This window comes from Aeromonas sp. QDB31, assembly GCF_027707605.1.
GTDB lineage: Bacteria > Pseudomonadota > Gammaproteobacteria > Enterobacterales > Aeromonadaceae > Aeromonas > Aeromonas media.
Window position 1 is genome coordinate 75,014 of record NZ_JAPCIX010000011.1, and the last position, 26,050, is coordinate 101,063.

General features: G+C 63.4%; 22 protein-coding genes. 10 read left to right on the plus strand and 12 right to left on the minus strand.

The features are described 5' to 3' along the window. Positions 1-122 precede the first annotated feature (122 nt). Together PG898_RS13010 and PG898_RS13015 are read left to right on the plus strand one after the other, a co-directional pair. Positions 123-1,400, plus strand: coding sequence for an alpha/beta hydrolase (locus PG898_RS13010; protein WP_270824710.1), 1,278 nt, complete (start codon positions 123-125; stop codon positions 1,398-1,400). A 99-nt stretch (positions 1,401-1,499) separates the two neighbouring features. Beyond that, positions 1,500-5,063: an ATP-binding cassette domain-containing protein gene (locus PG898_RS13015; protein ID WP_270824709.1), complete on the plus strand. Its 3,564-nt coding sequence runs from the start codon at positions 1,500-1,502 to the stop codon at positions 5,061-5,063. A gap of 52 nt (positions 5,064-5,115) precedes the next feature. Here the strand turns inward: PG898_RS13015 and PG898_RS13020 are convergent, their stop codons facing one another. The 5 genes from PG898_RS13020 to trmB all read right to left on the minus strand — a co-directional run bounded on the left by PG898_RS13020 (position 5,116) and on the right by trmB (position 8,945). Then, positions 5,116-5,325, minus strand: coding sequence for a YgdI/YgdR family lipoprotein (locus tag PG898_RS13020; protein ID WP_182787760.1), 210 nt, complete (start codon positions 5,323-5,325; stop codon positions 5,116-5,118). A gap of 188 nt (positions 5,326-5,513) precedes the next feature. After that, positions 5,514-6,797, minus strand: coding sequence for a rhodanese-like domain-containing protein (locus tag PG898_RS13025; protein WP_374396647.1), 1,284 nt, complete (start codon positions 6,795-6,797; stop codon positions 5,514-5,516). A 38-nt stretch (positions 6,798-6,835) separates the two neighbouring features. After that, complete coding sequence (gene glsB / locus PG898_RS13030; RefSeq protein ID WP_270824707.1) at positions 6,836-7,756, minus strand: glutaminase B; 921 nt, start codon at positions 7,754-7,756, stop codon at positions 6,836-6,838. A 99-nt stretch (positions 7,757-7,855) separates the two neighbouring features. Then, positions 7,856-8,188 (minus strand): YggL family protein, encoded by a 333-nt coding sequence (locus PG898_RS13035; protein WP_005325222.1) that lies wholly within the window; start codon positions 8,186-8,188, stop codon positions 7,856-7,858. A gap of 43 nt (positions 8,189-8,231) precedes the next feature. Continuing rightward, positions 8,232-8,945: a tRNA (guanosine(46)-N7)-methyltransferase TrmB gene (gene trmB, locus PG898_RS13040; protein ID WP_041205099.1), complete on the minus strand. Its 714-nt coding sequence runs from the start codon at positions 8,943-8,945 to the stop codon at positions 8,232-8,234. 277 nt (positions 8,946-9,222) lie between these two features. On the opposite strand from trmB, the gene PG898_RS13045 reads away from it, so the two are divergent. Further along, positions 9,223-10,290 (plus strand): M28 family metallopeptidase, encoded by a 1,068-nt coding sequence (locus PG898_RS13045; protein WP_270824706.1) that lies wholly within the window; start codon positions 9,223-9,225, stop codon positions 10,288-10,290. A 201-nt stretch (positions 10,291-10,491) separates the two neighbouring features. Next, positions 10,492-11,673, plus strand: coding sequence for an aminotransferase-like domain-containing protein (locus PG898_RS13050; RefSeq protein ID WP_043132945.1), 1,182 nt, complete (start codon positions 10,492-10,494; stop codon positions 11,671-11,673). 118 nt (positions 11,674-11,791) lie between these two features. Here the strand turns inward: PG898_RS13050 and PG898_RS13055 are convergent, their stop codons facing one another. After that, positions 11,792-13,342: an EAL domain-containing protein gene (locus tag PG898_RS13055; protein ID WP_270824705.1), complete on the minus strand. Its 1,551-nt coding sequence runs from the start codon at positions 13,340-13,342 to the stop codon at positions 11,792-11,794. Between the two features lie 261 nt (positions 13,343-13,603). Here PG898_RS13055 and PG898_RS13060 point away from each other — a divergent pair, with 261 nt between their 5' ends. Further along, a complete protein-coding gene (locus PG898_RS13060; RefSeq protein WP_171273296.1) occupies positions 13,604-14,509 on the plus strand; it encodes a TIGR01777 family oxidoreductase in 906 nt (301 codons plus the stop codon). Between the two features lie 64 nt (positions 14,510-14,573). On the opposite strand, the gene PG898_RS13065 is transcribed toward PG898_RS13060, so the two are convergent. Continuing rightward, the gene (locus tag PG898_RS13065; RefSeq protein WP_270824704.1) at positions 14,574-17,015 is read right to left on the minus strand and encodes an ABC transporter permease; all 2,442 of its coding nucleotides are present in this window, start codon (positions 17,013-17,015) and stop codon (positions 14,574-14,576) included. Beyond that, the gene (locus tag PG898_RS13070) at positions 17,012-17,722 is read right to left on the minus strand and encodes an ABC transporter ATP-binding protein (protein ID WP_005325231.1); all 711 of its coding nucleotides are present in this window, start codon (positions 17,720-17,722) and stop codon (positions 17,012-17,014) included. The genes PG898_RS13065 and PG898_RS13070 overlap by 4 nt, the downstream gene beginning before the upstream one ends. Positions 17,723-17,779: 57 nt before the next feature. Here PG898_RS13070 and PG898_RS13075 point away from each other — a divergent pair, with 57 nt between their 5' ends. Next, positions 17,780-18,388, plus strand: a complete 609-nt coding sequence (locus PG898_RS13075; protein ID WP_182787747.1) for an arylesterase — start codon at positions 17,780-17,782, stop codon at positions 18,386-18,388. 104 nt (positions 18,389-18,492) lie between these two features. On the opposite strand, the gene PG898_RS13080 is transcribed toward PG898_RS13075, so the two are convergent. The 3 genes from PG898_RS13080 to PG898_RS13090 form a co-directional block, all read right to left on the minus strand. Then, positions 18,493-19,437: a chemotaxis protein CheV gene (locus PG898_RS13080; protein ID WP_042650193.1), complete on the minus strand. Its 945-nt coding sequence runs from the start codon at positions 19,435-19,437 to the stop codon at positions 18,493-18,495. Positions 19,438-19,786: 349 nt separating this feature from the next. Further along, positions 19,787-20,854 carry a porin gene (locus tag PG898_RS13085; RefSeq protein ID WP_226171596.1) on the minus strand — a complete coding sequence of 356 codons (1,068 nt, stop codon included), beginning with the start codon at positions 20,852-20,854 and terminating at the stop codon, positions 19,787-19,789. A 317-nt stretch (positions 20,855-21,171) separates the two neighbouring features. Further along, entirely contained in the window at positions 21,172-21,582 is a 411-nt protein-coding gene (locus PG898_RS13090) for a CBS domain-containing protein (RefSeq protein ID WP_226171593.1), read from the minus strand. Between the two features lie 152 nt (positions 21,583-21,734). Between PG898_RS13090 and PG898_RS13095 the strand changes: the two genes are divergently transcribed. From PG898_RS13095 to PG898_RS13105, 3 genes are read left to right on the plus strand one after another with little or no spacing between them, the layout of a single operon-like run. Beyond that, positions 21,735-23,645 (plus strand): ABC transporter ATP-binding protein, encoded by a 1,911-nt coding sequence (locus PG898_RS13095; protein WP_270824703.1) that lies wholly within the window; start codon positions 21,735-21,737, stop codon positions 23,643-23,645. Next, on the plus strand, positions 23,638-24,099 hold the full coding sequence (locus PG898_RS13100; protein WP_182787743.1) for a DUF2390 domain-containing protein: 462 nt from the start codon (positions 23,638-23,640) through the stop codon (positions 24,097-24,099). Before PG898_RS13095 ends, PG898_RS13100 begins: the two co-directional genes overlap by 8 nt. Next, positions 24,093-24,947, plus strand: coding sequence for a 23S rRNA (adenine(2030)-N(6))-methyltransferase RlmJ (locus PG898_RS13105; protein ID WP_270824701.1), 855 nt, complete (start codon positions 24,093-24,095; stop codon positions 24,945-24,947). The genes PG898_RS13100 and PG898_RS13105 overlap by 7 nt, the downstream gene beginning before the upstream one ends. An 80-nt stretch (positions 24,948-25,027) precedes the next feature. Here the strand turns inward: PG898_RS13105 and PG898_RS13110 are convergent, their stop codons facing one another. Beyond that, entirely contained in the window at positions 25,028-25,234 is a 207-nt protein-coding gene (locus PG898_RS13110; RefSeq protein ID WP_005325909.1) for a hypothetical protein, read from the minus strand. A gap of 180 nt (positions 25,235-25,414) precedes the next feature. Here PG898_RS13110 and PG898_RS13115 point away from each other — a divergent pair, with 180 nt between their 5' ends. Further along, positions 25,415-25,777 (plus strand): DUF2061 domain-containing protein, encoded by a 363-nt coding sequence (locus PG898_RS13115; RefSeq protein ID WP_270824700.1) that lies wholly within the window; start codon positions 25,415-25,417, stop codon positions 25,775-25,777. Positions 25,778-26,050: the final 273 nt, after the last annotated feature.

A 26,050-nucleotide genomic window follows, 5' to 3' on the forward strand; every position in this document is an offset into this window, starting at 1 on the left:
CGGCTAGGTACACAAGAGAGTCTCTCGTCATCGGCTGCTCATTATCGGGAAAACCGGCGTGACCCTTCTGCGAGCCAGGGCTATGATGAGGCCGACGATTTCCGACCCCAGGGAGACCCCAGATGAGCAGCCCCTTGCACTACGTGCTGGATGGCATCCATTGCGAGCCACACTTCTTCACCGTGCCCCTCGACCACCAGAAACCGGATGACGAGAAGAGCATCACTCTGTTTGGCCGCACTCTCTGTCGCCAGGACAGGCTGGATGACGAGCTGCCCTGGCTGCTCTATCTACAGGGGGGGCCGGGCTTTGGCGCCCCGCGCCCGACCGCGAGCGGCGGCTGGATCAAGCGGGCCCTGCAGGAGTTTCGGGTGCTGCTGCTCGATCAGCGCGGCACTGGCCACTCCACCCCCATCAGTGCCGCGGCGCTGGCCGGGCTCACCCCGGGGGAGCAGGCCGACTACCTCGGCCATTTTCGCGCCGACAGCATAGTGCGGGACGCCGAATACATTCGCGAGACCCTGAGCCCGGACCGGCCCTGGAGCCTGCTTGGCCAGAGCTTCGGCGGCTTTTGCAGCCTCACCTATCTCTCCCTGTTCCCAGGCAGCCTGCACGAGGTCTACCTCACCGGCGGCGTGGCCCCCATAGGTCGCAGCGCGGACGAGGTCTACCGCGCCACCTATCAACGGGTGGCGGACAAGAATCGCGCCTTCTTCGCCCGCTTCCCCCATGCCCAGGCCATCGCCAACCGGCTGGCGACCCACCTGCACCGCCACGACGTCCGCCTGCCGAACGGCCAGCGCCTGACGGTGGAGCAGTTGCAGCAACAGGGGCTGGATCTCGGCGCCAGCGGCGCCTTCGAGGAGCTCTACTACCTGCTGGAGGACGCCTTCATCGGCGAGGAAATCAACCCCGCCTTCCTCTACAAGATGCAGGCCATGCAGCCGTTCAACACCAATCCTGTGTTCGCCATTTTGCACGAGGCCATCTATTGCGAAGGAGCTGCCAGCAACTGGGCGGCCGAGCGGGTCAGGGGCGAGTTCCCGGCCCTGGCCTGGGCGCCCGGCAAGGATTTCACCTTCACCGGCGAGATGATCTTCCCCTGGATGTTCGAGCAGTTCCGCGAGCTGATGCCGCTCAAGGAGGCCGCCCACCTGCTGGCCAAGAAGGCCGATTGGGCCCCCCTCTACGACCAGGCGCAACTGGCTAAGAACCCGGTGCCGGTGGCCTGCGCCGTCTATGCCGAGGACATGTACGTGGAGTTCGACTACAGCCGCGATACCCTCAGGGGCCTTGGCAACAGCCGCGCCTGGATCACCAACGAGTACGAGCACAACGGCCTGAGAGTCGACGGCGAGCAGATCCTGGACAGACTCATCCGCTTGAACCGGGGCTGCTGATCCCCCGCGGGCGACGAGCCCGCCATAACAAGAATATCGAGGGCGGCCCATGAGCCGCCCCGCCCTGTCGGAAGCAACACAAAACAACAAGGACACCCTTTGGATCATCCGGAAATCTCGGCCGGCTGGCTGAGCCGCCTCTTCTATCACTGGACGGGCCCGCTGCAACGCAAGGGGCTGACCGAGCCCCAGGTCGGTCTCGACGATCTCTACCCCCTGCTGCCGGAAGACAGGCGCGACGCGCGGGCCGATGCCTTCCTCGCGCTCACCGCGAGTGCGCCGGTGCGCCCTTGGCCCATCATGGCCTTTATCTGGCGCCACTACCGCCGCCGCATCGGCCTGCTCACCCTGTTGCAGCTGATCGGCATGCTGGCCACCCTGGCCAGCCCCTGGCTGCTCAACCACAGCATGACCCAGCTCGGCACCGGGGCCAGCACCGGCCACAAGCTGTTGCTGGCCTTCGCCCTGTTTGCCTCGGTGCTCGCCGCCGGCATGCTGGCGGAGCACTCCCTGCAGCTGGCGCTCAAGATGCACGTCCCCATTCGCCGCCTGCTGGCCGAGTCCCTGCTCGCCAAGGTGATGAAACTCGGCGGCAAGAGCTTCGATGACAGGGCCGGTGGCCGGGTACAGAACCTCATCAACCGGGACGTGTGGGACATCACCTGGATATTGGCGGATCCCGCCATGCCGCTCACCATGGCACTGCAGCTGGCGGGCACCATAGCCCTGCTGGTGTGGCAGGTGGGCAGCGCCGGCCTGGTGGGCTTTGCGGTGCTCACCCTGCTGCTGCTGCTCTCCACCCGGGTGGTGCGCCGCATGAACCAGCAGGAGCAGCAGCTCAAGCGCCAGCAGGACGAGCGCAACGGCATACTGGCGGAATACATCAAGAAGCTGCGGCTGGTGCGCCAGAACGGTCTCGGCACCTTCTTCACCCGGGCGGCCAACACCAAGCGCCAGCAGGAACTCGTGGTGCTCGGCCGGGTGCTCAAGCTCGATGCCATCAACAGCTTCCTGATGATGAGCACCCCGCTGCTGGTGACGCTCGCCACCTTCACCACCTATCTGGCCTCGGGCCAGAGCCTGACCCTGCCCCAGGTGTTCATCACCATCGCCCTGTTCGCGGTGCTGCGGATCCCCATGATGCGGCTGCCCTACCTCATCCGCACCCTGATCAACTTCAATACGGGCTTCAACCGGCTGTGCGAGTTCTTGAATGGCCCGGAGCAGCATCGGGATCTCACCGACCCCAGCCTGCCGGCAGGCAGCCTGGGGCTAGACCGCGTCACCGCCCTGCACCAGCAAAAAATGGTGTTGCAGGACGTCAGCCTCAGCATCCAGCCGGGGGAGCTGGTGGGGATCACCGGGGCGACCGGTGCGGGCAAGAGCTGCCTGCTGCACCTGGTCGCCGGTTTTGACAACGACTTCGAGGGGAGCATCCGCCGCAACGGCCGGGTGGCGCACCTTGGCCACAAACCCTGGCTGATGAACGACAGCATCCGCAACAACATACTGTTCGGCCAACCCTGGCACGAGGATCGCTACCACTGGGTTCTTGGTGCCTGCGCCCTCACCATGGATCTGGGACTGCTGAGCCACGGGGATCAGACTCTGGTGGGTGAGCTCGGCACCCGCCTCTCCGGCGGTCAGCAGCAGCGAGTCGCCCTGGCCCGCGCCCTCTATGCAGAGGCCGACATCCTGCTGCTGGACAACCCCCTGTCAGCACTGGATCCCATCGTCTCGGCCCAGGTGCTGGAGCAGGGGCTCGCCTTCAAACCGGGACCGACCCGGCTGCTGGTGAGCCACGATCCGGACGTACTAGCCCACTGCGATCGGGTGATCCGTATCGAGCAGGGCCGGCTGGTGGAGCTCGACGCCCGCCAGTTGGCGGATCTTATCCAGCATCCGCTCCCCGCCCCCATGGTGGCGCCTCAGGAGGCGGAGCAGTTCAGCGAAGAAAAAGTGGTGGAAGGCAAGGTGGACTGGGGGCTGTTCGGCTTCATGTGGCAGCGCCTGGCCGCCCCCGGCGCCATCCTGATCGCCCTGATGCTCACGCTAGGTCAGGAGGGGCTGCGCATCGCCTCGGATCTCTGGCTCGGCGGCAAGGCCGAGGTGAGCGATGTGGGCACCCTGCTCGGCATCTATGTGCTGTTGGGGGCAGGATCGCTGGTCTGCATCATGGTGGTGCGGGTCATCAACTACAAACTCGGCCTCAAGCTGGCCTGGACCCTGTTCGACGGCATGCTGGGCCGCATCAGCCGCGCCCCCATGGCCTTCTTCGACAAGGTGCCCCAGGGGCGCATCCTCAACCGCTTCGACCGGGATCTCGGGGAGGCCCAGGAGGTGCTGCTGTCCATGCTGATGGGGCTGTTCGGCATGCTGGTCTCTGTGCTGCTGCAGGTGGTGGTCATCGGCATCAACATTCCCCTGCTGCTGCTCATCGCCCCCCTGGTGGGCTGGGCGCTCTACGTGCTGCAACGGCGCTACCGGGCGGTGCAGCTCAAGCTGCGGCGCCAGTCCTCGGTGCTGCGTTCCCCGCTCTACATCAGCATCAGCGAGACCATTCGCGGTGCCCCCGCCCTGCGTCTGGCCGGGGCCGAACGCTTCGCCCTGGATCAGGTGCTGCATCACTATGACAACAACCTACGCAGCTGGTACACCACCACCTCCATCAACCGCTGGCTCGGCATGCACCAGACCCTGCTCTCCGCCGCCCTGGTGGGGGCAGTGGCACTGATGGTGGCCTTTGGCAACAGCCCGCTGCTGGGGGCCGTGGCCATCACCTACGCCTTCACCGCCTCGGCCATGCTCAACTCCCTGATCCGTACCTTCGCCGAGGTGGAACAGGTGATGAACGCAGTGGAGCGGGTGCGTGAATACAGTGAGATTGAGAGCGAGCGCCAGGAGGGAGAGGCCCTCGCCACGCCCCATCCGGCGGTGCGTTTTGACAACCAGGGACTGCGCTACCCGGGTGCAAGCCAGTGGGCCCTGCACAGGGTCAACTTCGAGCTGGCCCCCGGCGAGAAGGTGGGGGTCTGTGGCCGCACAGGGGCGGGCAAGAGCTCCCTGCTCGGGGTGCTGCAGGCCATGTATCCGGCATCCCAGGGGGAGATCTACTACGGCGAGCAGCCGCTCTCTGCCCTGGCGCCGGAGGCAGTGCGCGCACTCTATGACACCGTCTCCCAGATCCCCCTCACCTTCTTCGGCACCCTGCGTGCGAATCTCTCCCCCCTGAGCGAGCAGAGCGACGCCGCGCTGGAACAGGCGCTGGCCCGGGTCGGCCTGGCCGAACGTTGCGCCGGCCGACTGGACGAAGATCTCGACAGGCTGCAACTCTCCGCCGGCGAGACCCAGTTGCTGGTGATCGCCCGCATTCTGCTGTCCCACCGCCCGCTCATCGTGCTGGACGAGGCTACCTCGGATCTCAGTCACGGCGGCATGCGCAAGATGGCGGAGCTGCTCTATCGCTACCGGCCCGAGGCCAGCTATCTGGTGATCGCCCACCATCTGGAGCCGCTGCTGTCGGTGGACAAAGTCGTGGTGATGGAGGCAGGTACCGTGGTGGAGCAGGGATCGCCGGTCAGCCTGTTGGCCAATCCGGGCTCCCGCTTCCATCAGCTGTTCGCCGGTCAGGTGAACCGCCAGGTGGGAGAGCTGACGGGCTGAAACAAGGAGGGCTGCCCCAGGGCAGCCCTCCTTTCGCCACAGTCACAAGGTATCAGCGCTCCATGATCTGGGTAACATCGTCCTGCTTGATCATGACCTCCCGCCCCTCGGCATCGTAGTAGCGGTACATGCCGGTGCTCTCGTCCAACTTGGGCTTGCTGTCGGTGGTGATCATCTTGCCGTCCTTGGTACTCATTATGTATTGGGAGCTGCATGCCACCAGCCCCAAGGCACACACCATGATCATCATCAGCTTTTTCATCTGCTTTAATCTCCGCTTTCATCCTTACCTCAAGGACGTCTGTTGAAGATTAGTTCAATGAAATCAATCCGTTCAAAAAACTCTGCAAAACTGGATCCATATCAAGAATCAACTCCCCATCTCAGCCCCCTGAATGCTCAAAGGCCGGACATGAGTCCGGCCTTTGACTGGGCAACGCATCCGCGTCATCAGCCCTGTGGCTTGCGCTCACCGGTGACGGTGGGGTTCGCAGGATCCGAGCTCCACTCGTACCAGCCGCCGTCGTAGACGCTGATCCGCTTCCAGTCCATCAGCCAGGCGTAGAAGAAGGCCTCGGAGGCGCGCCAGCCGGTACCGCAGTAGAAGGCGGCCTGCTGGGTCGGTTCGATGTCCCACTCATCCCACATGGCGAGGATCTCGCTAGCCGGCTTCATGGTGCCGTCCGGGTTGTGGAAGTCACTCATGCTGTTGGCATCCACGCCGCCGCGACCCCACTTGGCGCCGGGAATGTCGCCCTTGGGCTTGATGTAGCTGTAGCCGGAGGTGTTGCCGACAAACTCATCCCAGGTGCGCACGCTGACCAGGGCGCCATCGGGTTGCTCGAGCAGCGCCTTGGCCTGGCTCAGGGTGGTGTAGTACTCGGGATGGGCCGGAATGGACACGCCAAACTCCTTCACCGGCTCAAACTTGTTCGCCAGACCGGTCTCGGTGCGCAGGTGCTGCACGAACCAGGCATCCAGGCCGCCATCCAGCAGGCGTACGTCTTCCACCCCGGCATACATCATCAGATGGGCGGCGCGGGCCGCCGCCATGGTGTTGCGACCATAGAGGATGACGGTGGTGTCGTGGCGGATGCCGTTCTCCAGCAGCAACTGCTTGAGGGCTTCGTCAGAGACCTTGTTCCACAGCGGCTCCGCCTCCAGGCGGTTGGTGTCGATGTAACCAGCCCCCGGAATGTGGCTCAGCAGATAGGCCTTGGGAGCCCCCCAGTCCACTTCGAACACCTTCCACTCCCCCTTGGGGGCGGCAGCCACCGGCTTGCCTGCCTGCAGATCGGCGAGCCAGAGCGGATAGACCAGTTGCTGCCAGCGGGCCAGGTGCTCGCGCGGCGCGCTCTGCCAGCCCTGCAGCTCGAACAGCTGCTTGATGCCCTGCTGGCGCAGCAGGCGGGCCACCTCGGCCACTTCCCGCGGTGCGCCGTAGAGAGCGACCGGGAGATCGGCCTTCAGCCCCTTGCTCGCGAGCGCCTTGGGCCACTCTTCGTCACTGTATTTCCACTCGGCGGAGAGGTGCTCGGCACCGGCCACATGGCCACCCTGCGTCTCGCCCGCCATGGGCCAGCCCTGGTAGAAGTAGCTGGGGCGGGTATCCAGAATCACGGCCTGCTTCGCCTTGGCATCCGCCAGGGAGAGGGAAGGTAGTTCGGCGGCCAGGGCGGGCCAGGCACACCAGAGCAGCAAGGCGGCCAGGCCGCTTCGCCACAGTCCTGTCATTCGTTTCATGATGTTGTCTCGATGCATAGTGAACAAAGTTAAAAAATGGAGCGCCCCAGGCGCTCGGCCAGCAGCTCCAGCGCCGCCGTGCCCGCCAGGGAGTTGCCCGCCTTGTTGAGCTCGGGGGACCAGACACAGACCGTCAGCTCGCCGGGGATCAGCGCCATGATGCCGCCCCCCACCCCGGACTTGCCCGGCATGCCGACCCGATAGGCAAAATCACCGGCTTCGTCATAGAGGCCGCAGGTGGCGAGCAGGGCGTTGACCTGCTTGGTGGTGCGGGCAGGCAGCAGGGGCGTCGTCTCACCGAGCGGCACGCCACGGTTGGCCAGATAGATGAATGCCCTGGCCAGATCGACGCAGCTCATGCGGATGGCACAGGCATTGAAGTAGCTCTGCAGCACCTTGTCCACCTCGTTCTCGAAGTTGCCATAGGCCTTCATCAGGTAGGCGATGGCGGCGTTGCGGGCGGCGTGCTGATATTCGGAGCGGGCCACCACCTGGTCCGCCATGATGGCCGGATTGCCGCACAGGCGCCGCACCAGTTCCAGGGTACGCTGCCGGGGGGCGGTGAGCCGGGTCTCCAGCAGATCGCTCACCACCAGGGCACCGGCATTGATGAAGGGGTTGCGGGGAATGCCGTGCTCGAATTCAAGCTGCACCAGCGAGTTGAACGGCTGGCCTGACGGCTCCTTGCCCACCCGGGCCCAGATCTCCTCCTCCTGATAGAGGGTGAGTGCCAGCGTGAGGCTCAGGGCCTTGGAGATGCTCTGGATGGAGAAGGGCTCGAAGGCGTCACCGGCGGTGAACAGCTCCCCCTCCACGGTACAGACGGCGATCCCGAGCCTGTCCGCCGGCACCTGCGCCAGCGCGGGAATATAATCGGCCACCTTGCCCTGCCCGAGCAGCGGACGCACCTCTTCCAGGATGCTGGCCAGTAATTCGGATGACAACACCATCGACGATTCCATGAGATGAGACGAGGTGAGGCGAGGCTCACCGACAAAAATCCCGCCGGCGGCGGGATTTTCTATGTGCCCGTGACAGGCAATCCGATATCAGGCCGGCTCACCGTACCAGAGGTCGAACAGCTCGGTGACCACCACCGCTTCCATCCCCTTGCCTTCCAGCCAGGATTTGACGACGGCGCGGTCTTCTTCGGTACACTTGCCCAGTTGCTGGGTACAGATCATGCCTTCCCAGGCCAGGTGGCCCGAACCGGCGAAGGCCAGTTTACGGGGTTCAACAACCTCATCGATCATCGCATCGACTACCGCATCGATGGTCTCTTCGGCAGTGCCGACCGGGAAGTTGAAACTGATGTCGAAACCCATTTCCTGGAATTCATCGACGCGCAGTTTCTTACGCAGACGGCGGCTACGATTGGCCATGATAGCTCCTCAAGTTAGTGGATACGCGAGTTGACGCGCCAGCTTAGCTGACACGTTTGAAAATCAGATCCCAGACCCCGTGACCCAGACGATGGCCACGTTGTTCGAATTTGGTCAGCGGGCGCCAGTCGGGGCGCTCCACCCAGTTGCCGGTGGCGGAGGTGTTCTCGTACCCTTCGGCGGCACTCATCACTTCCAGCATGTGTTCGGCGTAGTTTTCCCAGTCGGTGGCCATGTGGAAGACGCCACCGATGGCGAGCTTCTGGCGAATGTCCTGAGCAAACGCCGGCTGCACGATGCGGCGCTTGTGGTGACGGCTCTTGTGCCAGGGGTCCGGGAAGAACAGCTGCAGGCAGGCGAGCGAGCCGTTCGGGATCATGTGCTCCAGCACTTCCACCGCATCGTGACAGATCACGCGCAGGTTGGTGACGCCCGCCTCCTGGGCGGTGCCGAGGCAGGCACCCACACCGGGAGAGTGTACCTCAATGCCGATGAAGTTCTTCTCGGGGGCATTCTTGGCCATCTCCACCAGGGAGGCGCCCATGCCGAAGCCTATTTCCAGCACCACCGGGGCCTCGCGGCCAAACAGCGCCACCATGTCCAGCGGCGCCGGTGCGAAATCGATGCCCATGACCGGCCAGAGCTCTTCCAGAGCCTTCTCCTGCCCTTTGGTCAGGCGGCCTTCGCGACGGACGAAGCTGCGGATCTTGCGCATGAACTTGCCGTCTTCGTTAAATACATCTTGGGTCACAGGCATAATTGTCTCGTTATTTCATCAATCCGGGTAACAGAACCGGGGGCCATCCGGGTTAAGGGCGACCTGGGTGGTTCGTTATTTCATCAATCGGCAAAAACAGGGGAGCGAATTATCCCAAGATAGGCCCAAGGCGCAAGTGTTTCGCACAACAAATCCCCCCTGACTGACCAATTCCGCCCCTGCGGTTGACAAATGCCACCCCCTTCACAGAATCTCCCGGGCGTCAGGTGCATCCTGACGCGGAAAAATAAAACCATACACAACAAAGGATTGCAGTATGAAAAAAGCCCTGTTGACCCTCGTCATCCCGTCCCTGCTGGCCGGGTGCAACACCTCTGACAATGACTCCCAGCCCCCTGCGCCCGCCACCCAGGCCTATGAATACCTGGTGCAACTGAGCTCGAGCGCCGAGGGGATAGGCGCCAGACCCACGGGGACCGAGGCCGAAACCCGCGCCGCCGCCTGGATCCAGGATCATCTGACTGGCTGGGGCTACGAGGTGCAGAACCAGCCCTTCAGCTACACCCGGGGCGGCACCGACAGAACCTCCCAGAATCTGGTCGCCGAACTCAAGGGTCAGAGCGACAAGGTGATCCTGATCGGTGCCCACTATGACAGCACCGGCGAGAAGAAGGGATCCGAAGGTGCCACCGACAACGGCGCCGGTGTCGCAGCCCTGCTGGCGGTCGCAGAGGCGCTCAAGGATCAAACCCTGCCCTACACGGTGCGCTTCGCCTTCTTCGGAGCGGAGGAAAACGGCCTCAACGGCTCCAGGGCCTATGTCGCCAGCCTCGACGGCGACGCCGTCGCCAAGCTGCTGGCCATGGTGAACTACGACACCATCGCCGGGGGCGACATCGTCTATGTCCACTCCGCCCACTCCGACGTGGCCGAGTACAACTGTGCCGAGCCGAGCCGCTACAGCTTCGATCCCAAGGTGCGCGATCGCCTGCTGGCCATCTCCAAGCAGAGCGCCACCCCCTTCGCCATCCACCCCAGCTACGACGGTTACCCGGAAGGGGAAACTGGCAGCTGGTCGGATCACGCCCCCTTCGCCTGTCTAGGGGTGCCGATCGCCTATGTGGAGGCCACCAACTTCACCATCAACGGGGAGGATGGTTATGACGGCTACTCCCAGAGCACCAACCCGGCGCTGTGGGATTGCTACGACGAAACCAGCAAGAGCGCCTGCGATCGGGACAGCGAGACCCAGTGGGGCAAGATCTGGCACACCGAGCACGACCGCCTCGACAAGATGGCCGAGCTATTCCCGGGCCGGGTCCAGCAGCAGCTCGGTGCCAACACGGAGCTGATGATCAGCTTCCTCAAGGCGCCGGGGATCTGAGTGCCCCATCCCGACCGATGAACAACTGGCAGGGCTTTTTGCGCCCTCGGCCAGGGTCGAAGCGATAAAATTCGGGCAGGTGCCAAACCTGCCCTTTTTTATGGATTTTTGTGACAGCCATTGCCTCATTTCTTAAATCTGATACAAACGGATAACCTGGCGGTTGAATGGAGCGACCGCCACCTAGTCAGAGAGAACCCTATGCAGCCGTTTTTTGCCCAGCGCTTCGAGAAGGTCGAGCCTTCGTTTATCCGTGAAATCCTCAAAGTCGCCGCCAATCCGGAGATCATCTCCTTCGCCGGCGGCCTGCCCAATCCTCACCTGTTCCCGGTCAAGGCCATCGAGCAAGCCTGCCAGGACGTGCTGCGCGAGCAGGGCGCTGCGGCGCTGCAATACGCCACCACCGAAGGTTTCGCCCCGCTGCGCCAGTACATCGCCGACCGCTACCTGAGCCGCCACGGCATGGAGGTCAACCCGGACAACATCCTCATCACCAGCGGCTCCCAACAGGCGCTGGATCTGCTGGGCAAGGTGCTGGTGGACGAGGGGCAGGATCTGATCATCGAAGAGCCGGGCTACCTAGGTGCCATCCAGGCGTTCTCCGTCTATCAACCGAACTTCAAGCCCATCACCCTCGGGGAAGAGGGACTGGATCTGGCCGCGCTGGATGCGCTGCTGGAGCAGGGTTCCAGCGCCAGGCTGCTGTACGGCGTGCCGAACTTCCAGAACCCGAGCGGGGTCTCTTACAGCCGCGCCAACCGTGAGGCCCTGGCCGAGCGGCTGGTGCGCCACGATCTGCTGATGGTGGAAGACGACCCTTATGGCGAGCTGCGCTTCGAGGGGGAACATCTTCCCCCCATCGCCAAGCTGGCACCGAACAATACCGTGCTGCTCGGCTCCTTCTCCAAGACGGTGGTACCCGCGTTCCGTCTGGGCTGGATGCTGGTGCCGGACTGGCTGCGCAAGAAGGTGACCATCGCCAAGCAGGCCACGGATCTGCACAGCAACGCCTTCAGCCAGCAGGTGCTGCACCGCTTCCTGACCGATCACTCGCTGGATGCCCATCTGGAGAAGATCAAGGAGGTCTATGGCCGCCAGCGGGCCGCCATGGAGGCCGCCCTGAGCCGTCATTGCCCGCCCGGCGTCAGCTACACCCGTCCCGAGGGAGGCATGTTCCTCTGGCTGACCCTGCCGCCCAGCGTCAGTGCCATGGCCCTGTTCGACGAGGCGATCAAGGAGAAGGTGGCCTTCGTGCCCGGTGCTCCCTTCTATGTGCGCCCCGAGATCCAGAACACCCTGCGCCTGAGCTTCTCCTGCGTGGATGAGGCCACCACGGAAGAGGGCATCAAGCGCCTCTGCCGCGCCCTGGCCCGCATGCTCTGAACCCTCTGAAGATGAAAAAAAACCAGCGACCCGGGTCGCTGGTTTTTTTTTATGTCTCGCCGTCAGCCCCGGTGAGCGGGCAAGACGTGGATGGGCAAACCATTGGAGCCGCTGCCCCTCAGGCTGATGATCCCTTCTGGGTGGGTAGCTGGCTGGCAAAGACCGTCATCGGCATGGGCCTGCCATAGAGGTAACCCTGCTGGAAGTCCACCTTGCGCGCCTTCAGGTAATCGGCCTGCACCTGGGTCTCCACCCCCTCAGCCACCAGCAGCAGACCGAGCCGGGTCGCCAGATCGATGACGTTCTCGACGATGTGGCTGGAGAGCGCATCCGACCCTATCATGCCGACGAAACTCTGATCGATCTTGAGGAAGTCCACCTGGAAGGTCTGCAGATAGGTCAGGCTGGAGTGGCCAGTGCCGAAGTCGTCGATGGCGATGAAGACCCCGAGCTGGTGCAGCTCGGCGAACAGCCGGTCAGTCACCTCGTCCGCCACGATGAGCTCGCGCTCGGTCAACTCCAGCACCAGCTTGATGGGGTTATCCCGGAAGGCATAGATGAAGTCCCGGCAATCGTCCACCAGGCTGAGATCCTTGCAGTGGCTGGCGCTGATGTTGAAACCGAAGTGGAACCCCCCGGGCAACTGGTCCGCCAGGTGGGCAAAGGCCTCTCGCACCTGGGCCATCAGCAACCGGGTCATGGGGACTATGAGGCCGCTGTCCTCTGCGAGCGGAATGAAGCGATCCGGCGAGATCATGCCCTGGCGGGGATGTTGCCAGCGCATCAGCACCTCGCAGCCGCTCCAGTGCGCATCGTCCCCGGTCACCACGGGTTGCAGGTAGGGAATGAACTCCTGCTGATCCAGCGCCCGCTTCAGCTCCTGGGTCGGGGAGGTCGATCGTCCCGTCAACCAGAAGATCCCCACCCCGAACAGCAGGCTCAGCAGGGGATAGACGATGATGCCGACCTTGGAGTAGTCCCAGATATGGGCCCTGTACTCACCGACCGATACCCTGGTCACCACCTTGAACGGATACCTGGTCGAGTGCTCCTCCAGATAGCCCTGGCTACCCGGGGGGATGAGCCTGTCGGTGAGCTGGCTGTCCCGCAGCAGCATCTCCTGGCCGACCACCAGGCCGAGGGGGGAGTTGCGGCTCAGCATGTCCAGAATGTTGAGCAGGTAGTAACCATCTATGCCCACCAGCACGCTGAACGCACCGATCTCCTCCCGGTAGACGATGAGGGGACGATTCGGGGTGACGGGATTGCCCTTCATCAGGTCGAGCTTGCCATCCGCATAGTCGCCCAGCCTGATCTCCCCGCTGACCGGCCCATAGAGGGAGGTGCAGTAGATGGTCGTGCCCTCGGCCAGGTTGACGCTGCGCACATCCGGCACCGTCGCCACCTGATCCCGCAGCCCCTGCACCACCTCGAGGCAGGGTTTGTCCAGGCTGCCGCGAAGGGCCGACGCCGCCACTTGGGCGTTGTCCAGAGTACGGTCAAACATCAGCCTGGCATGTTGCAGCCGCGCCACCGCATCCTGCCGCACCCCGGTGGCGGTCTGCCAGACGATGATGGCCAGTCCCAGCACCATGGGCAGCAGACCCGCCAGCAGGGCACAGACCAGCCGGACATAGAATTGACGCACCCTTAAACGACGAAATGGCATAACTGCCCTCATGGTCACGGCGAAAAAGCGGACGAGTTTACTCGCTGCTGTCCGCTTGGCAAGTAATGGTGATGCGTCCAGATACAAAGCGAATGGCGGCATGGTCGACAAATACCACCCCCATCGACGCTTCGTGCCGCCGCCAGCGCAAGGTGCACTAGCCTGCCCCATCGTGAATTTATAATGCTCATAAAAACAGGATCTTGTCCATCCAGCGCCCAGCCTCTAGAGTAGAGCGAACAGCCGTCAGGGAGGCAGGACATGAAGATACTGATCACGGGAGGCACCGGCTTTATCGGCCGCCGCCTGGTGGCACACCTCAAGGTGGCGCATGACGTGGTGGTGTTGACCCGTCAGGGTAGCCGGGCCTATGAGCTGCTTGGCCATGACGTCACTCTGCTCGACAATCTGGACCGGCTGGACCACCTCAACGACGTGGACATCGTCATCAACCTGGCCGGGGAGCCCATCGCCGCTGGCCGCTGGAGCGAATCCCGCAAGCAGTTGTTGTGCAACAGCCGCTGGCTGCTGACCGAGCAACTGGTCGATCTCATCAAGCTCTCCAGCACGCCACCCAGATTGTTGCTGAACGCCTCCGCCATCGGCTGGTATGGCCGCCAGGGGGATGAGCCTCTGGACGAGCGCTGCCACCACCCTCACGACGAGTTCACCCACCGGCTCTGCCAGCGGTGGGAGCAACTGGCCCTGCAGGCCCGCAGCGCCCAGACCCGGGTCTGCATAGTGCGCATCGGCCTGGTGCTCGGCACCGATGGCGGTGCCCTGCCCAGGATGCTGCCCCCCTATCGGCTGGGGCTCGGCGGCCCCATGGGCCCGGGCACCCAGACGATGAGCTGGATCCATGTGCAGGATCTGGTGCGGGCCATGCTGTTCCTGCTCGAGCACGACGAGTGCGAGGGGATCTTCAATGGCACGGCCCCGCAGCCGGTCAGCAATCGCCTGTTCAGCCAGACCCTGGCGAGCACACTCCATCGCCCGCACCTCTTCTTCGTGCCAGCCCAGGTGCTTCGACTGCTGATGGGCGAGGCGGCGGATCTGCTGCTCACCGGCCAGCACGTCCTGCCCGCACGCTTGCAGGAGGCGGGGTTCCACTTCACCTATCCGGCCCTCCCCGAGGCCCTCGGCAACCTGCTGCAAGCCCCGCGCTGAAGCCATGATGAAAAATCCCGACCGAAGTCGGGATTTTTACGACTGGCACCTCGCCAGGGAGCTGTCAGAGCAGCCCCTGCCCCAGACCTCTTAACCGGTCGCTCAGGGTGCCCGCCAGCAACTGGCGGCGCATGCCCTGACCGGCCAGGGTCACCAGCAGAGCACCCAGCGGGGGCAAGCAGGCCCAGATGGCCCAGTGGAACTGCCACCGGCCATCGAACCACCACCACTGCAGACCAAAGGAGCAAAGCTCCACCACCGTGGCGGCGCACAGCCCCGCCAGGGCGCCGCTCGCCACCAGCTCCCAGCGCAGCATCTTCTCGAGCAGTTTGCTGCCGGCCCCCAGAGTGCGCATCAGCAGCAGTTCGCGGCGCCGGGCGGCCATGCTGGCCTGGGTCTGGGTCAGCAGCACCAGCAGGGCGGCCACCGTCACCAGCCCCAGCATCAGCCCCAACGCCCGGCTCACCTGACTCGAGACCAGGGTTAGCCGCCCTATCAGATCCTCCACGTCGATGAGACTCACCGTGGGGTGGCGACGGATGATCTCTACCTCGGCACTGCGTCCCTGTGGCGGCAAGCGATAGCTGCCAAGCCAGGTCTGGGAGAAGGGGGCCAGCACGTCCGGCGAGAAGATCATGTAGAAGTTCGGGCGCATGTTGTCCCACTTTATGGACCTCAGGCTGGTCACCCTGGCCTCGAAGCTGCGCCCCTCTATGGTGAAGCTGAGGGCGTCCCCCAGAGCGATGCCAAGCTGGCCCGCCAGCACCTCGTCGACGGAGACCTCCCCCTTGCCGCCGAGCCACTGCCCCGAGGTGACCTGGTTGTCGGGGGGCAGGGTCGCCGTGGTGGTGAAGTTGAGCTCGCGGTTCACTCCCTCCCGCGCCGCATCCTCACCCACTGCCTGACCGGCGATCCGGGTCAGACGCCCGCGCACCATGGGGTAGAAGTCCGAGGTGATGGCCCCGGCCTTGTGCAGGTCCGCCAGTATGCCGTCGCGCTCCCCGTCGGCCACATTGACCAGGAAGCGGTTGGGGGCATCCGCGGGCAGGCGGGCGGAGAAATCATCCAGCAGATCGACCCGCGCCGTCCACAAGAGCCCGAACAGCATGAGCGCCAGGGCAAAGCCCGCCAGCTGGAACAGGCCGCTGCCGCGCTCGCGGGAGAGGTGGCTGATGGCCAGACGCAGGGCATGGGGCCCCTTGAGCCGACCACCGAGTCGCAGCAGCCCGGAGGCCAGCAGCGCCAGCAGCACCATCAACAACCCCATGCCCCCGATGAGACCGAGCGCCAGCCTGACATCGGCGGTAAAGCCCCAGACCAGTCCGAACAAGCCGAGCAGGCCAACCGGCACCGTCAGCCAGGGGGGAATGCCCGCCTCCAGCTCCCGGCGCAGCACCCGCAGCGGTGGCACCTTGAGCAGACGCAGGAAAGGGACGAAGGCCAGCAGCAGGGTGATGAAGAAGGCGACCGCCAGACCCAGGGCGAAGGGACGCCAGGAGGGGGGCGGCAGATCCGCGGGCAGCAGATCCCCCAGCAGTTGCAGCGTCAGCCACTGCATGGCGCTCCCCGCCACCAGACCGATCAGGGCGCCTATCGAGGTCAGGGAAAGCAGGAGCGTTCCCATCAGTTGCCATAGGGTACGCCGCGACGCGCCGAGCGTCTTGAGCAGCGCCACCATGTTGGTCTGCCGTTCGGCGAAGTGACGCACCGCTATGCCCATGGCCAGCGCCCCCAGCAACACGCCTGCCAGCGACGCCAGACGGAAGAAGCGCTCGGCATTGGCCAGGGTCTTGCCGACCTGGGAGCCCTGATCGTCCGGCTTGATCAGCTTCTGCCCAGCCGTCAGCTTGGGCTTGAGCCAGCGCTCATAACGGGCGACCCCCTCCCGCGGCCCCTTGATGAGATAACGCCACTGCTGGCGGCTGCCCGGCAAGAGGGCGCCGGTCGCCTCGATATCGGCGCTGTGGATAAGCGCCCTTGGCGCCATCTGGAAGGGGCTGAAGCCCTGATCCGGTTCCTGACCCAGCTCCCCCGCCACCTTCAATCTGGTGTTGCCGACCTCCAGCTCGTCCCCGAGTGTGGCGCCGAGCAACTGCATCACCCGGTCGGAGAGCCAGATCTCGCCGGGCGCAGGGGCACGCTGGGGCATCAGCTCCAGCTTGCCATAGAAGGGGAAATCGCTCGGCACGGCGCGAATGGACGCCAGCTGCAGCCCATCACCGTGAAACAGCATGCTGTTGAAGCTGACCGTGGTCTGGACGAGGAGCCCCTCCTGCTTCGCTTGGGCGAGCCAGGCCTCGGGCGCCGGGGTGGCGGAGCGCAGCACCCGATCCGCCCCGATGAAGTCGCGGCCCGAGGCCTTGAGCCCCGCATCCAGCCGGTCCGCCACCAGGGCCACACTCAGCACGCAGGCCACGCTCAGGGCCAGCGCCAGCACGAACCAGCGCAGCTCCCCGCTGAAGCCTTCCCGGCGCAGCAACTTGAAACCCAGTCGCCACTGACTCATGACAACTCTCCCACCCTGGCCGCCGCAACGGGCTCCACCTCCAGCCGTCCCGCCGCCATCACCAGTTGCCGCTGGCAGCGCTGGGCCAACTCATGATCATGGGTCACCACCACCAGGGTGGTGTTGTGCTCACGGTTGAGGCGAAACAGCAGCTCGATCACCGTCTCCCCCGTCTTGCTGTCGAGGTTGCCAGTCGGCTCGTCCGCCAGCAGCAGGCTGGGCCGGGTCATGAAGGCCCGGGCGATGGCGACCCGCTGCTGTTCACCCCCGGACAGGCGCGGCGGCAGGTGGTGCAGCCGCTCGGCCAGCCCGACCTGGGTGAGCAGTTCGCGGGCTCGGGGCTCACAGTCGGTCTCGCCGCGCAGCTCGGCTGGCAGCATGACGTTCTCCAGGGCGCTCAGGGTGGGCAGCAGCAGGAAGGACTGGAACACGAACCCCACCTGCTCGGCGCGCAATCTGGCCCGCCCCTCCTCGTCCAGCCGGGTGAGGGATTGACCCAGGATCTCTATCTCGCCGCTGCTCGGCAGATCCAGCCCGGCCAGCAGGCCGAGCAGGGTGGACTTGCCAGAGCCGGAGGCACCGACCAGCGCCAGCGTCTCGCCGGTATTGACTTGCAGATCGATCCCTTCAAGGATGGTGAGACTTTCCTGGCCGAGGCGAACGGTTTTGCCGAGCCCCCTGACGGTGATAATGGGCGTTGAACTCATGATACGTTTCCTGTTTGCCTGAACCTGTAATGACCATAGATCTTGGGAGTTGAATGCATGATACGTGTCTTGTTCGTCTTGAGTTGCCTGTGTGGCTGGCTCTCATCAGCTCAGGCGCAAACCCTGCTGGTACTGGGGGACAGCCTGAGTGCCGGCTACCAGATGCCGGCCGAACAGAGCTGGCCTGCCCTGCTCAATGAAAAATGGCAGCAGCAGGGTGGCGAGCACAAGCTCATCAACGCCAGCATCAGTGGTGAAACCACCCAGGGAGGGCTGGCCCGCCTGCCCGCCCTGCTCGAGGAGCACAAGCCTGACTGGGTGCTGATCGAGCTCGGCGGCAACGATGGCCTGCGCGGCTTCGCCCCCGCCATCACCCGGGCCAACCTCACCAAGATGGTGGCGCTGGCCAAGGCCAGCCAGGCGAAGACGGTGCTGACCCAGATCCAGTTGCCGCGCAACTATGGCGCTCGCTACCTGCAGCAGTTCGAGCAGATCTTCCCGGAGCTGGCGCAAGCCAATGGCCTGCCGCTGATGCCCTTCTTTCTCGATGATATTGTGCTGCGCCCTGAACTCATGATGAACGATGGGATCCACCCCACGGCGGCGGCGCAGCCCCAGATCCGCGATCGGGTCGCCCGCTTTATCGAGCCCCTGCTGACCCAGTGACCCCAGGGGGCCGGCATTGGCCCCTGCCCGCCAAAACAGAACACCCGCCAAGGCGGGTGTTCTGTTATCAGGCTGGCTTAAGGCGCTAAGCCTTTGAGTCCGGTTCAAGCCCCCAGGATCTGGCGCATGCGCTCCTGGGTAACCCCGACCAGCAAATCAGGCTGGAACTTGGAGATGAAGCGATCGCATCCCACCTTCTTGACCATGGCCTCGTTGAAGTTGCCGCTCAGGGAGGTGTTGAGGGTGATGAAGAGATCGGCCATGCGCGGATCGCTGCGCACCTCGTGGGTCAGACGGTAGCCATCCATCTCAGGCATCTCGGCGTCCGTTATCATCAGCATGATCTCGTCAGTCACCTTCTTGCCCGCATCGCACCACCCCTTGAGCAGCTTGAGCGCCTGCAAGCCATCCTGGCACTCGATCACCTCGAGCCCGAGCTGGGCGAGCGTCTCGCGCACCTGATTGCGGGCCGTGCTGGAGTCATCGACGATGAGCACCCGGCGCCCCTGCATCTGGGGCAGGATCTCCTTGTCCAGCACCTCCGCCGAGATGCGGATGTCATAGGTGATGATCTCCGCCAGCACCTTCTCCACGTCGATGATTTCGACAATCTGATCGACCCCGCCCTCCGGGACACGGGTGATGGCGGTGAGGTAGTTGGCGCGGCCCGCCGAACGGGGGGGCGGCAGTATGTCCTTCCAGGTCATGTTGACGATGTGGGCCACCTGCCCCACCAGGAACCCCTGAATGGTGCGGTTGTATTCGGTGATGATGAGGTTGGATTCGTTGTCGACCGCCATGGGGCGCATGCCGATGGCACCGCGCAGGTTGATGACGGGAATGGAGACGCCGCGGATGTTCGCCACGCCGCTGATGTTGTGATGGGAGCCCGGCATCTTGTTGAGATGGGGCAGCTTCACCACCTCCCGCACCTTGAAGACGTTGATCGCAAAGAGCTGCTGGGTACCCAGCCGGAACATCAACAACTCCAGGCGATTCTCCCCCACCAGCTGGGTACGTTGATCCACTGAATCCAATATGCTCGCCATATAAAGCCCTTACGTCCGTTTCCCGAGTGCCGCCCCGCGATGGGGCGCCAGCATGCCAACCAGACCCGCATTCTCCCGGCAGGAGCAACGCAAGTCTCTATAGAAATAATGAAAAGGGTCGAGAAAAGATAGGAACTTGGCCACGGGACGTGATCCTCGCCCCATAGCCCAGTGACAGTCGTCCTTCATCGCCACCGACCCGACACAGAGAGTTATCGACCAGCAGGGGACAATGCTGAACCCGGGATTGGCCTGACGCCCGATAACACGCCCACCTGATGTGGCGCCCATAAAAAAACCGGCCGCAAAGCGGCCGGTCCAAAAATACAGTAGGCAGTCAGGGAATGACTTAGAAGTGGTACTGCATGGCCACGCCAACGACGTCGTCGGTGTTCTGGCCGAACTTGTTGTACCCGTCAGTGCCGTCGCTGCTCAGCAGGTTGGCCTTGTAATCAACGTAGACATCGAAGTTGTCGTTGATGTTGTACCAGGCACCGATGGACACGTACTCGGTCAGGGTATCGTCAATGTTCTGGTCGGCGTCTTTCACGTCCAGACGGTTGTACGCCAGGGACGGCTTCCACTGGCCCCAGGTGTACTGAACTACGGCTTCGTAACCGTTGCTCTCGCTAACGTAACCGTTGTTGCCGGCATTGTTAACGTAGACATGGTCTTCGCCATAGGCATAGGTCGCGGCAGCATACAGGTTGTTGGCGTTGTACTTGATACCAACGGCAGTCAGCTTCGCGTCCTGAGCGCCGAAGTTGGCCTTTTCAACCTGTTCGGTGGTCTTGCCGGCCTGGTTATAGGCCAGACCCAGGCTGATGCCCATGTCGAAGTTGTAGTTGGCAGACAGGGCGTAACCTTCGTTGGAGCCCTTGGTCCAGCTGGTAGCGCTCTCGTTCTGCGCTTCGTTCTCGCCGGTGAACTGGGCACCCAGCACCAGACCGTCGAAGGTGTAGATGTACTGGGCCAGGCCGTTGGTGCGACCGGTACCGAACACTTCGGTACCCTTGCCCAGGCCATCTCCGCCCCACTCCGGCAGAACGTCGGTGTAGTCGTTAACGGCCTTGGCAATCAGACCATCCTGACGACCGTAGCTGAAGGCACCGAAACGATCGTTCTTGATGCCAACGTAGGCATAACGCAGCTCGGTGTCGGAGCTGTTGGTCGGTACGTTGTACTCGACGAAGCCGTTGGCGACGGTTTCTTCGTTGATGCGGGTCTCACCACCGATGCGCAGACGCAGGTAGCTCTGATCGCCACTCTCGTCGTCGTTGTCGCTACCGTAGTACATGCCTTGAACACGGCCACCGATGTCAAGCTTGGTACCATCCTGGTTGTAAACGGTAGAAGCTTGTGCACCACCGGCCAGCAGCAGGCTGGAGATGGCCATCGTCAATGCTGTCTTTTTCATTGTTCGTTCCTCTGAGGTGTAAACCAGACCTGTGCTCGGTCGTTGTCATTTTGAATCGGGTTCATTTCCGATGACCTAGGGTAGATCTGCGAACCTTGATGGGAACTGAAGCTGGGGTCGATTAATTGGAAAAACACGATGCAATCCAGTCATTGCGACACCAAGTGTCACAAAGGCCGATTAATTTGGAATTTTAAACCATAGAAGACATGAAATAAGAACAATAAAAACGTCCTATATCGATATGACAGACACTTGTATCGAGCGGTGTTCAATAAGGGCCAGGTGGAGTGGGCTCCATGCGACCCCAAGAAGCCTCAGATCGGTTGCCAGCCCCGCATGACGCGCAGCAGGTCTTTCCAGCTGACGATGCCCACCAGGGCGCCGTTTTCCAGCACCGGCAGGCAGGAGACATGCTGCTCCAGCATGATGCTGGCTGCCTCCTGCAAGGAACGTTCGGGAGAGATGGTGATGGGCTCGCGACTCATGATCTGGTGGGCGCGTCGGTTGAGGGTCTCGGTGTCGCGGTTCATCTCGGCATCCGTGTCGAGATAGGGGCTGATGGCGCGCAGCAGATCCCGGTCCGAGATGACCCCCACCAGCACCTCCTCCTCCACCACCAGCAGGTGGCGAAAGTGAGCCTGCTCGAAGATCGCCTTGATGACATTGAGCCTGTCATCCATGGAAACGGTCGCAACCCGGGTCGTCATGATCTCTTTAATCAACATGGAAGCCTCCAGCCCCCTGACAGATGTCTCTGTTATGGCACGTTTTTCTTGCCGCAGCCAGCCATGCCCTCCAGCCTCAAGTGCAAATCCGAGTCATTTCACGTAAGATCCGCGCCAGTTTCTCCCCTTCATTGAGCCAAGCAGATCCATCCATGATAGTTGCCAGTCAAATCGAACTGATCCGCGGCGGCCGCACGCTGCTGGACAACGCTTCCTGCACCATACATCCCGGCCACAAGGTGGGCCTGGTGGGCAAGAACGGCTGTGGCAAGTCCACCTTCTTTGCGCTGGTGCGGGGCGAGCTGGCCATCGACAACGGCAGCTTCAGTCTGCCCGCCGGCTGGCAGATTGCCGGCGTGGCCCAGGAGACCCCGGCGCTGGACTGCTCCGCGCTGGAGTACGTGGTCGATGGCGACAAGGAGTTCCGCGCCCTCGAAGCCCAGCTGGCCCAGGCCGAGGCGGATGACAACGGCCTCCTGGTGGCCGAGCTGCACGGCAGGCTCGACACCATAGGCGCCTACAGCATCCGCGCCCGCGCCGCCGAGCTGCTGCACGGCCTGGGCTTTGGGGGCGATCAGCTCGACTCGCCGGTGCGTAGCTTCTCCGGTGGCTGGCGCATGCGCCTGAACCTGGCCCAGGCGCTGCTCTGCCGCTCCGATCTGCTGCTGCTCGATGAACCGACCAACCACCTGGATTTGGATGCCGTCATCTGGCTGGAGAAGTGGCTCAAGGGCTATCAGGGCACGCTGGTGCTGATTTCTCACGACCGCGACTTCCTCGATTCGGTCATCAACCGCATCATCCACATCGAGAACGGCAAGCTCAACGAATATACCGGCGGCTACTCCGACTTCGAGCTGCAGCGCGCCGAGCAACTGGCGCAGCAGCAGTCCATGTACGAGAAGCAGCAGCGGGAGATGTCCCACATGCAGGCCTATGTGGACCGTTTCCGCTACAAGGCCTCCAAGGCACGTCAGGCCCAGAGCCGGTTGAAAGCCATGGAGCGGATGGAGAAGATCCTGCCCGCCCACGCCGACTCCGAGTTCAGCTTCGAGTTTCGCGAGCCCTCGGCCCTGCCGACCCCCCTCATCGCCATGGAGAACCTGTGCGCCGGTTACGGTGACAAGGTGATCCTGGAGAAGATAAAGATGAACCTGGTGCCGGGCTCACGCATCGGCCTGCTGGGGCGCAATGGCGCAGGCAAGTCCACCTTCATCAAGATGCTGTCGGGCTCCAATGCGCCGTTATCGGGCAAGCTGGAGGTGAGCGCCGGGGTCAGCATCGGCTACTTCGCCCAGCATCAGCTCGAGACCCTGCGCCTGGACGATACCCCGCTCGATCACCTGGCCCGCCTCGCGCCGGACAAGTCCGAGCAGGAGCTGCGCAACTACCTCGGCAGCTTCGGCTTCCACGGTGACAAGGCGCTGGACAAGGTGGCCCCCTTCTCCGGCGGCGAGAAGGCGCGGCTGGTGCTGGCGCTGATCACCTGGCAAAAGCCGAACCTGCTGCTGCTGGATGAACCGACCAACCACCTGGATCTGGAGATGCGCCACGCCCTGACCATGGCGCTGCAAGGCTTCGAGGGTGCCATGGTGGTGGTCTCGCACGACCGTCACCTGCTGCGCACCACCACCGATGACTTCTATCTGGTGCACGGTGGCCGGGTCGAGCCGTTCGACGGCGATCTGGATGACTACCACAAGTGGCTCGGCGAGCAGGAGAAAGAGGCCAACGCCAAGCCGACGGACGGCCCCGTCTCCGCCAACTCGGCGGTGGCGCGCAAGGATCAGAAACGGCTCGAGGCCCAGTTCCGTCAGCAGACCCGGCCACTGCGCCAGAAGCTGGAGAAGCTCGAGGCCAGCATGGAGAAGCTGCAGGGCAAGCTTGGCGACATAGAGAGCCAGCTGGCCGATCCCGCCATCTACGAAGAGAGCGCCAAGGGCAAGCTCTCCGAGCTGCTCAAGTCCCAGGGCCCCCTCAAGGAGCAGCTGGAAGAGGTGGAGCTGGAATGGATGAGCCTCAGTGAGGAGCTGGAAACCATGGAGCAGGCCTTCTTTGCGTGACGAACGGCTGATGGCAAGCGAGCGGGTCGCCGTGCACGAGCTGCCGACGCCACTCGGCTTCTGGCACTGGAGCGGCAAGGTCTATGGCGAGCGCAGCCAGGACTGGCTCGACGTGCAGAGCCAGGGGGGCAACGTCAACCTGGCGCTCTTGCTGCACCATCTGGACTTGCTCGGCATCCCGGTAGATCTCACCGACCTGCAACCGGCCCTGGTCCAGACCGAAGCCGTGCTGCTCCCCTGGCGCACCCTGCGCCAGCAAGCCAAGTCACGGCTGGCCGAGGAAGAGTACCAGGCCATGCTGGCCCACGAGCTGGAGCTGGAGCGGCTGCAACAGGGGGTCCTGCTGCAGACCCTGCGCGGCCTCTCCCTGTTTCGTGGCAAGAGCCACAACCTGTTGAACTATCTATCGTTACTGGGTGCCCAGCAGGGCCCCCTCAGAGACCTAATATGCTGAGCTACCGCCACGCCTTTCACGCCGGCAACCACGCCGACGTCCTGAAGCACGCCGTCCAGGCCCTGATCATCGAGTCCCTCAAGAAGAAGGAGAAGCCCTTCATCGTGCTGGACACCCATGCCGGCGGCGGTCTCTATGACCTGCGCGGCGACTGGTCCCAGAAGAAGGCGGAGTACGTCGACGGCATCGGCCGCCTGTGGGACGAGCGGGCCCAGTGGTCCGCCATGGCCCCCTATCTGGGCGTCATCGAGGAGATGAACAGCGATGGTCAGCTGCACTACTACCCGGGCTCGCCGGAGCTGTCGCGCCGCCTTATCCGCGATCAGGACAAGCTGGCGCTGATGGAGCTGCACAACAACGAGGTGGAGGACCTTCGCGCCAACATGGGCTACGACCCCCGTGTCGCCGTCCACCATAGGGACGGCTTCGAGGGGCTGGTGGCCCTGCTGCCGCCGACGCCGCGCCGGGGGCTGGTGCTCATCGACCCTCCCTATGAGCTCAAGGAAGATTACTTCGCCGTGGTCGATACCCTTAAAAAAGCACAGAAGCGCTGGGCCACCGGCATCTATGCCCTCTGGTATCCCATCCTCGGACAGGAGGCGGACAAGTCCCGCGATATGCTCAAAGCGATCAAGCGGGAGAACTTCGGCAACGTCCTGGTGGCGGAGCTCGAAGTGGCCGGCCAGACCAGCGACTGGGGCATGAACGGCTCCGGCATGCTCATCGTCAGCCCCCCCTGGATGCTGGACGAGCAGATCGAAGACTTCCTCAAACCCCTGTGCGCCAAACTGGCCCAGGGCGCCGGTGCCCAGTACAGGGTGGAGTGGCTCAACAAGGCAGCCGACTGAGCCCTCACCGACCGCAAACACGACAAAGCCCCGAAAGGGGCTTTTCTCTATCTGCCGTTGCCAGGATGACGCCGCTCGCCTCAGGCCCTGACGGGCATATCCCGCCAGAGTGCCAGAATGAGCAGCGCCAGCAGGGCGAAGGGCGGTACCAGGCAGAGCAGCACGCACAGGACGGTGACAAGCACAGGGTGGCGGCTCTTGCGCCGGGCCAGTCGCCAGGCCACGACGCCGACGACGATCATCAGAAGCAGGATGAACAGCACATAGATGTTGGCATTGATGGTCATGAAAGCTCCTTTTTCATGGCAAAAGGCACACTCTAGCGCCGCCGTGGCCCCAGGCAACTCCCAATCTGGTGGCTTCTCCCCCGGTTGATAGGCATTTTCTATTTCGCTGATAGATGAGAATGGTTTTCATTTGATGAGGTTCTGGGTGATACTGCCTTTATCGCCAGAGGAGACACCATCATGAAAAAGACCATCAGCTTCGCCATCCTGCACTTCAGTGTCGCCTTCACCGTGGCTTACCTGCTGACCGGCGAACTGCTCACCGCCAGCCTGATCGCCCTGATCGAGCCCGCCGTCAACACTGTCGCCTTCTACTTCCACGACCTTGGTTGGCACAAGCTCAAGCCCGACCACAGCCTGCAGGCCAAGACCAGCAGCTTCGCCCTGGTGCACTTCTCGGTGGCCTTCGCCGTCGCCTACCTGCTGAGCGGCGAGCTGCTCACCGGTGGCGTGATGGCGCTGATAGAGCCCGCCATCAACACCGTCGTCTTCTTCTTCCACGAGCGGCTGTGGCGCAGCCGCCAGACATTGGCGCTGGCCTGAGGGAGGGCGACCGGCCCTTCTCCTTCACGAGCGGCCATAACAGCCACCAACCCCTGGTGCTGGCCTAAAAGGCAACCGGCCCCATGAGCCCAATGAGGGGGCATAGCCCCCTCTCACAGCACGACTACGCCGCCACTCCCCTTGCCATAGCGACTCATTCTTTGATCCCGCCCAGAAATCCATCACCCTGCCCTTCCCCTTAGCGCCACCCCCGCTAACATACCCGAATGGCAATATATGCCTCGTTGGAGTCACCCATGGGCCACGCCATCC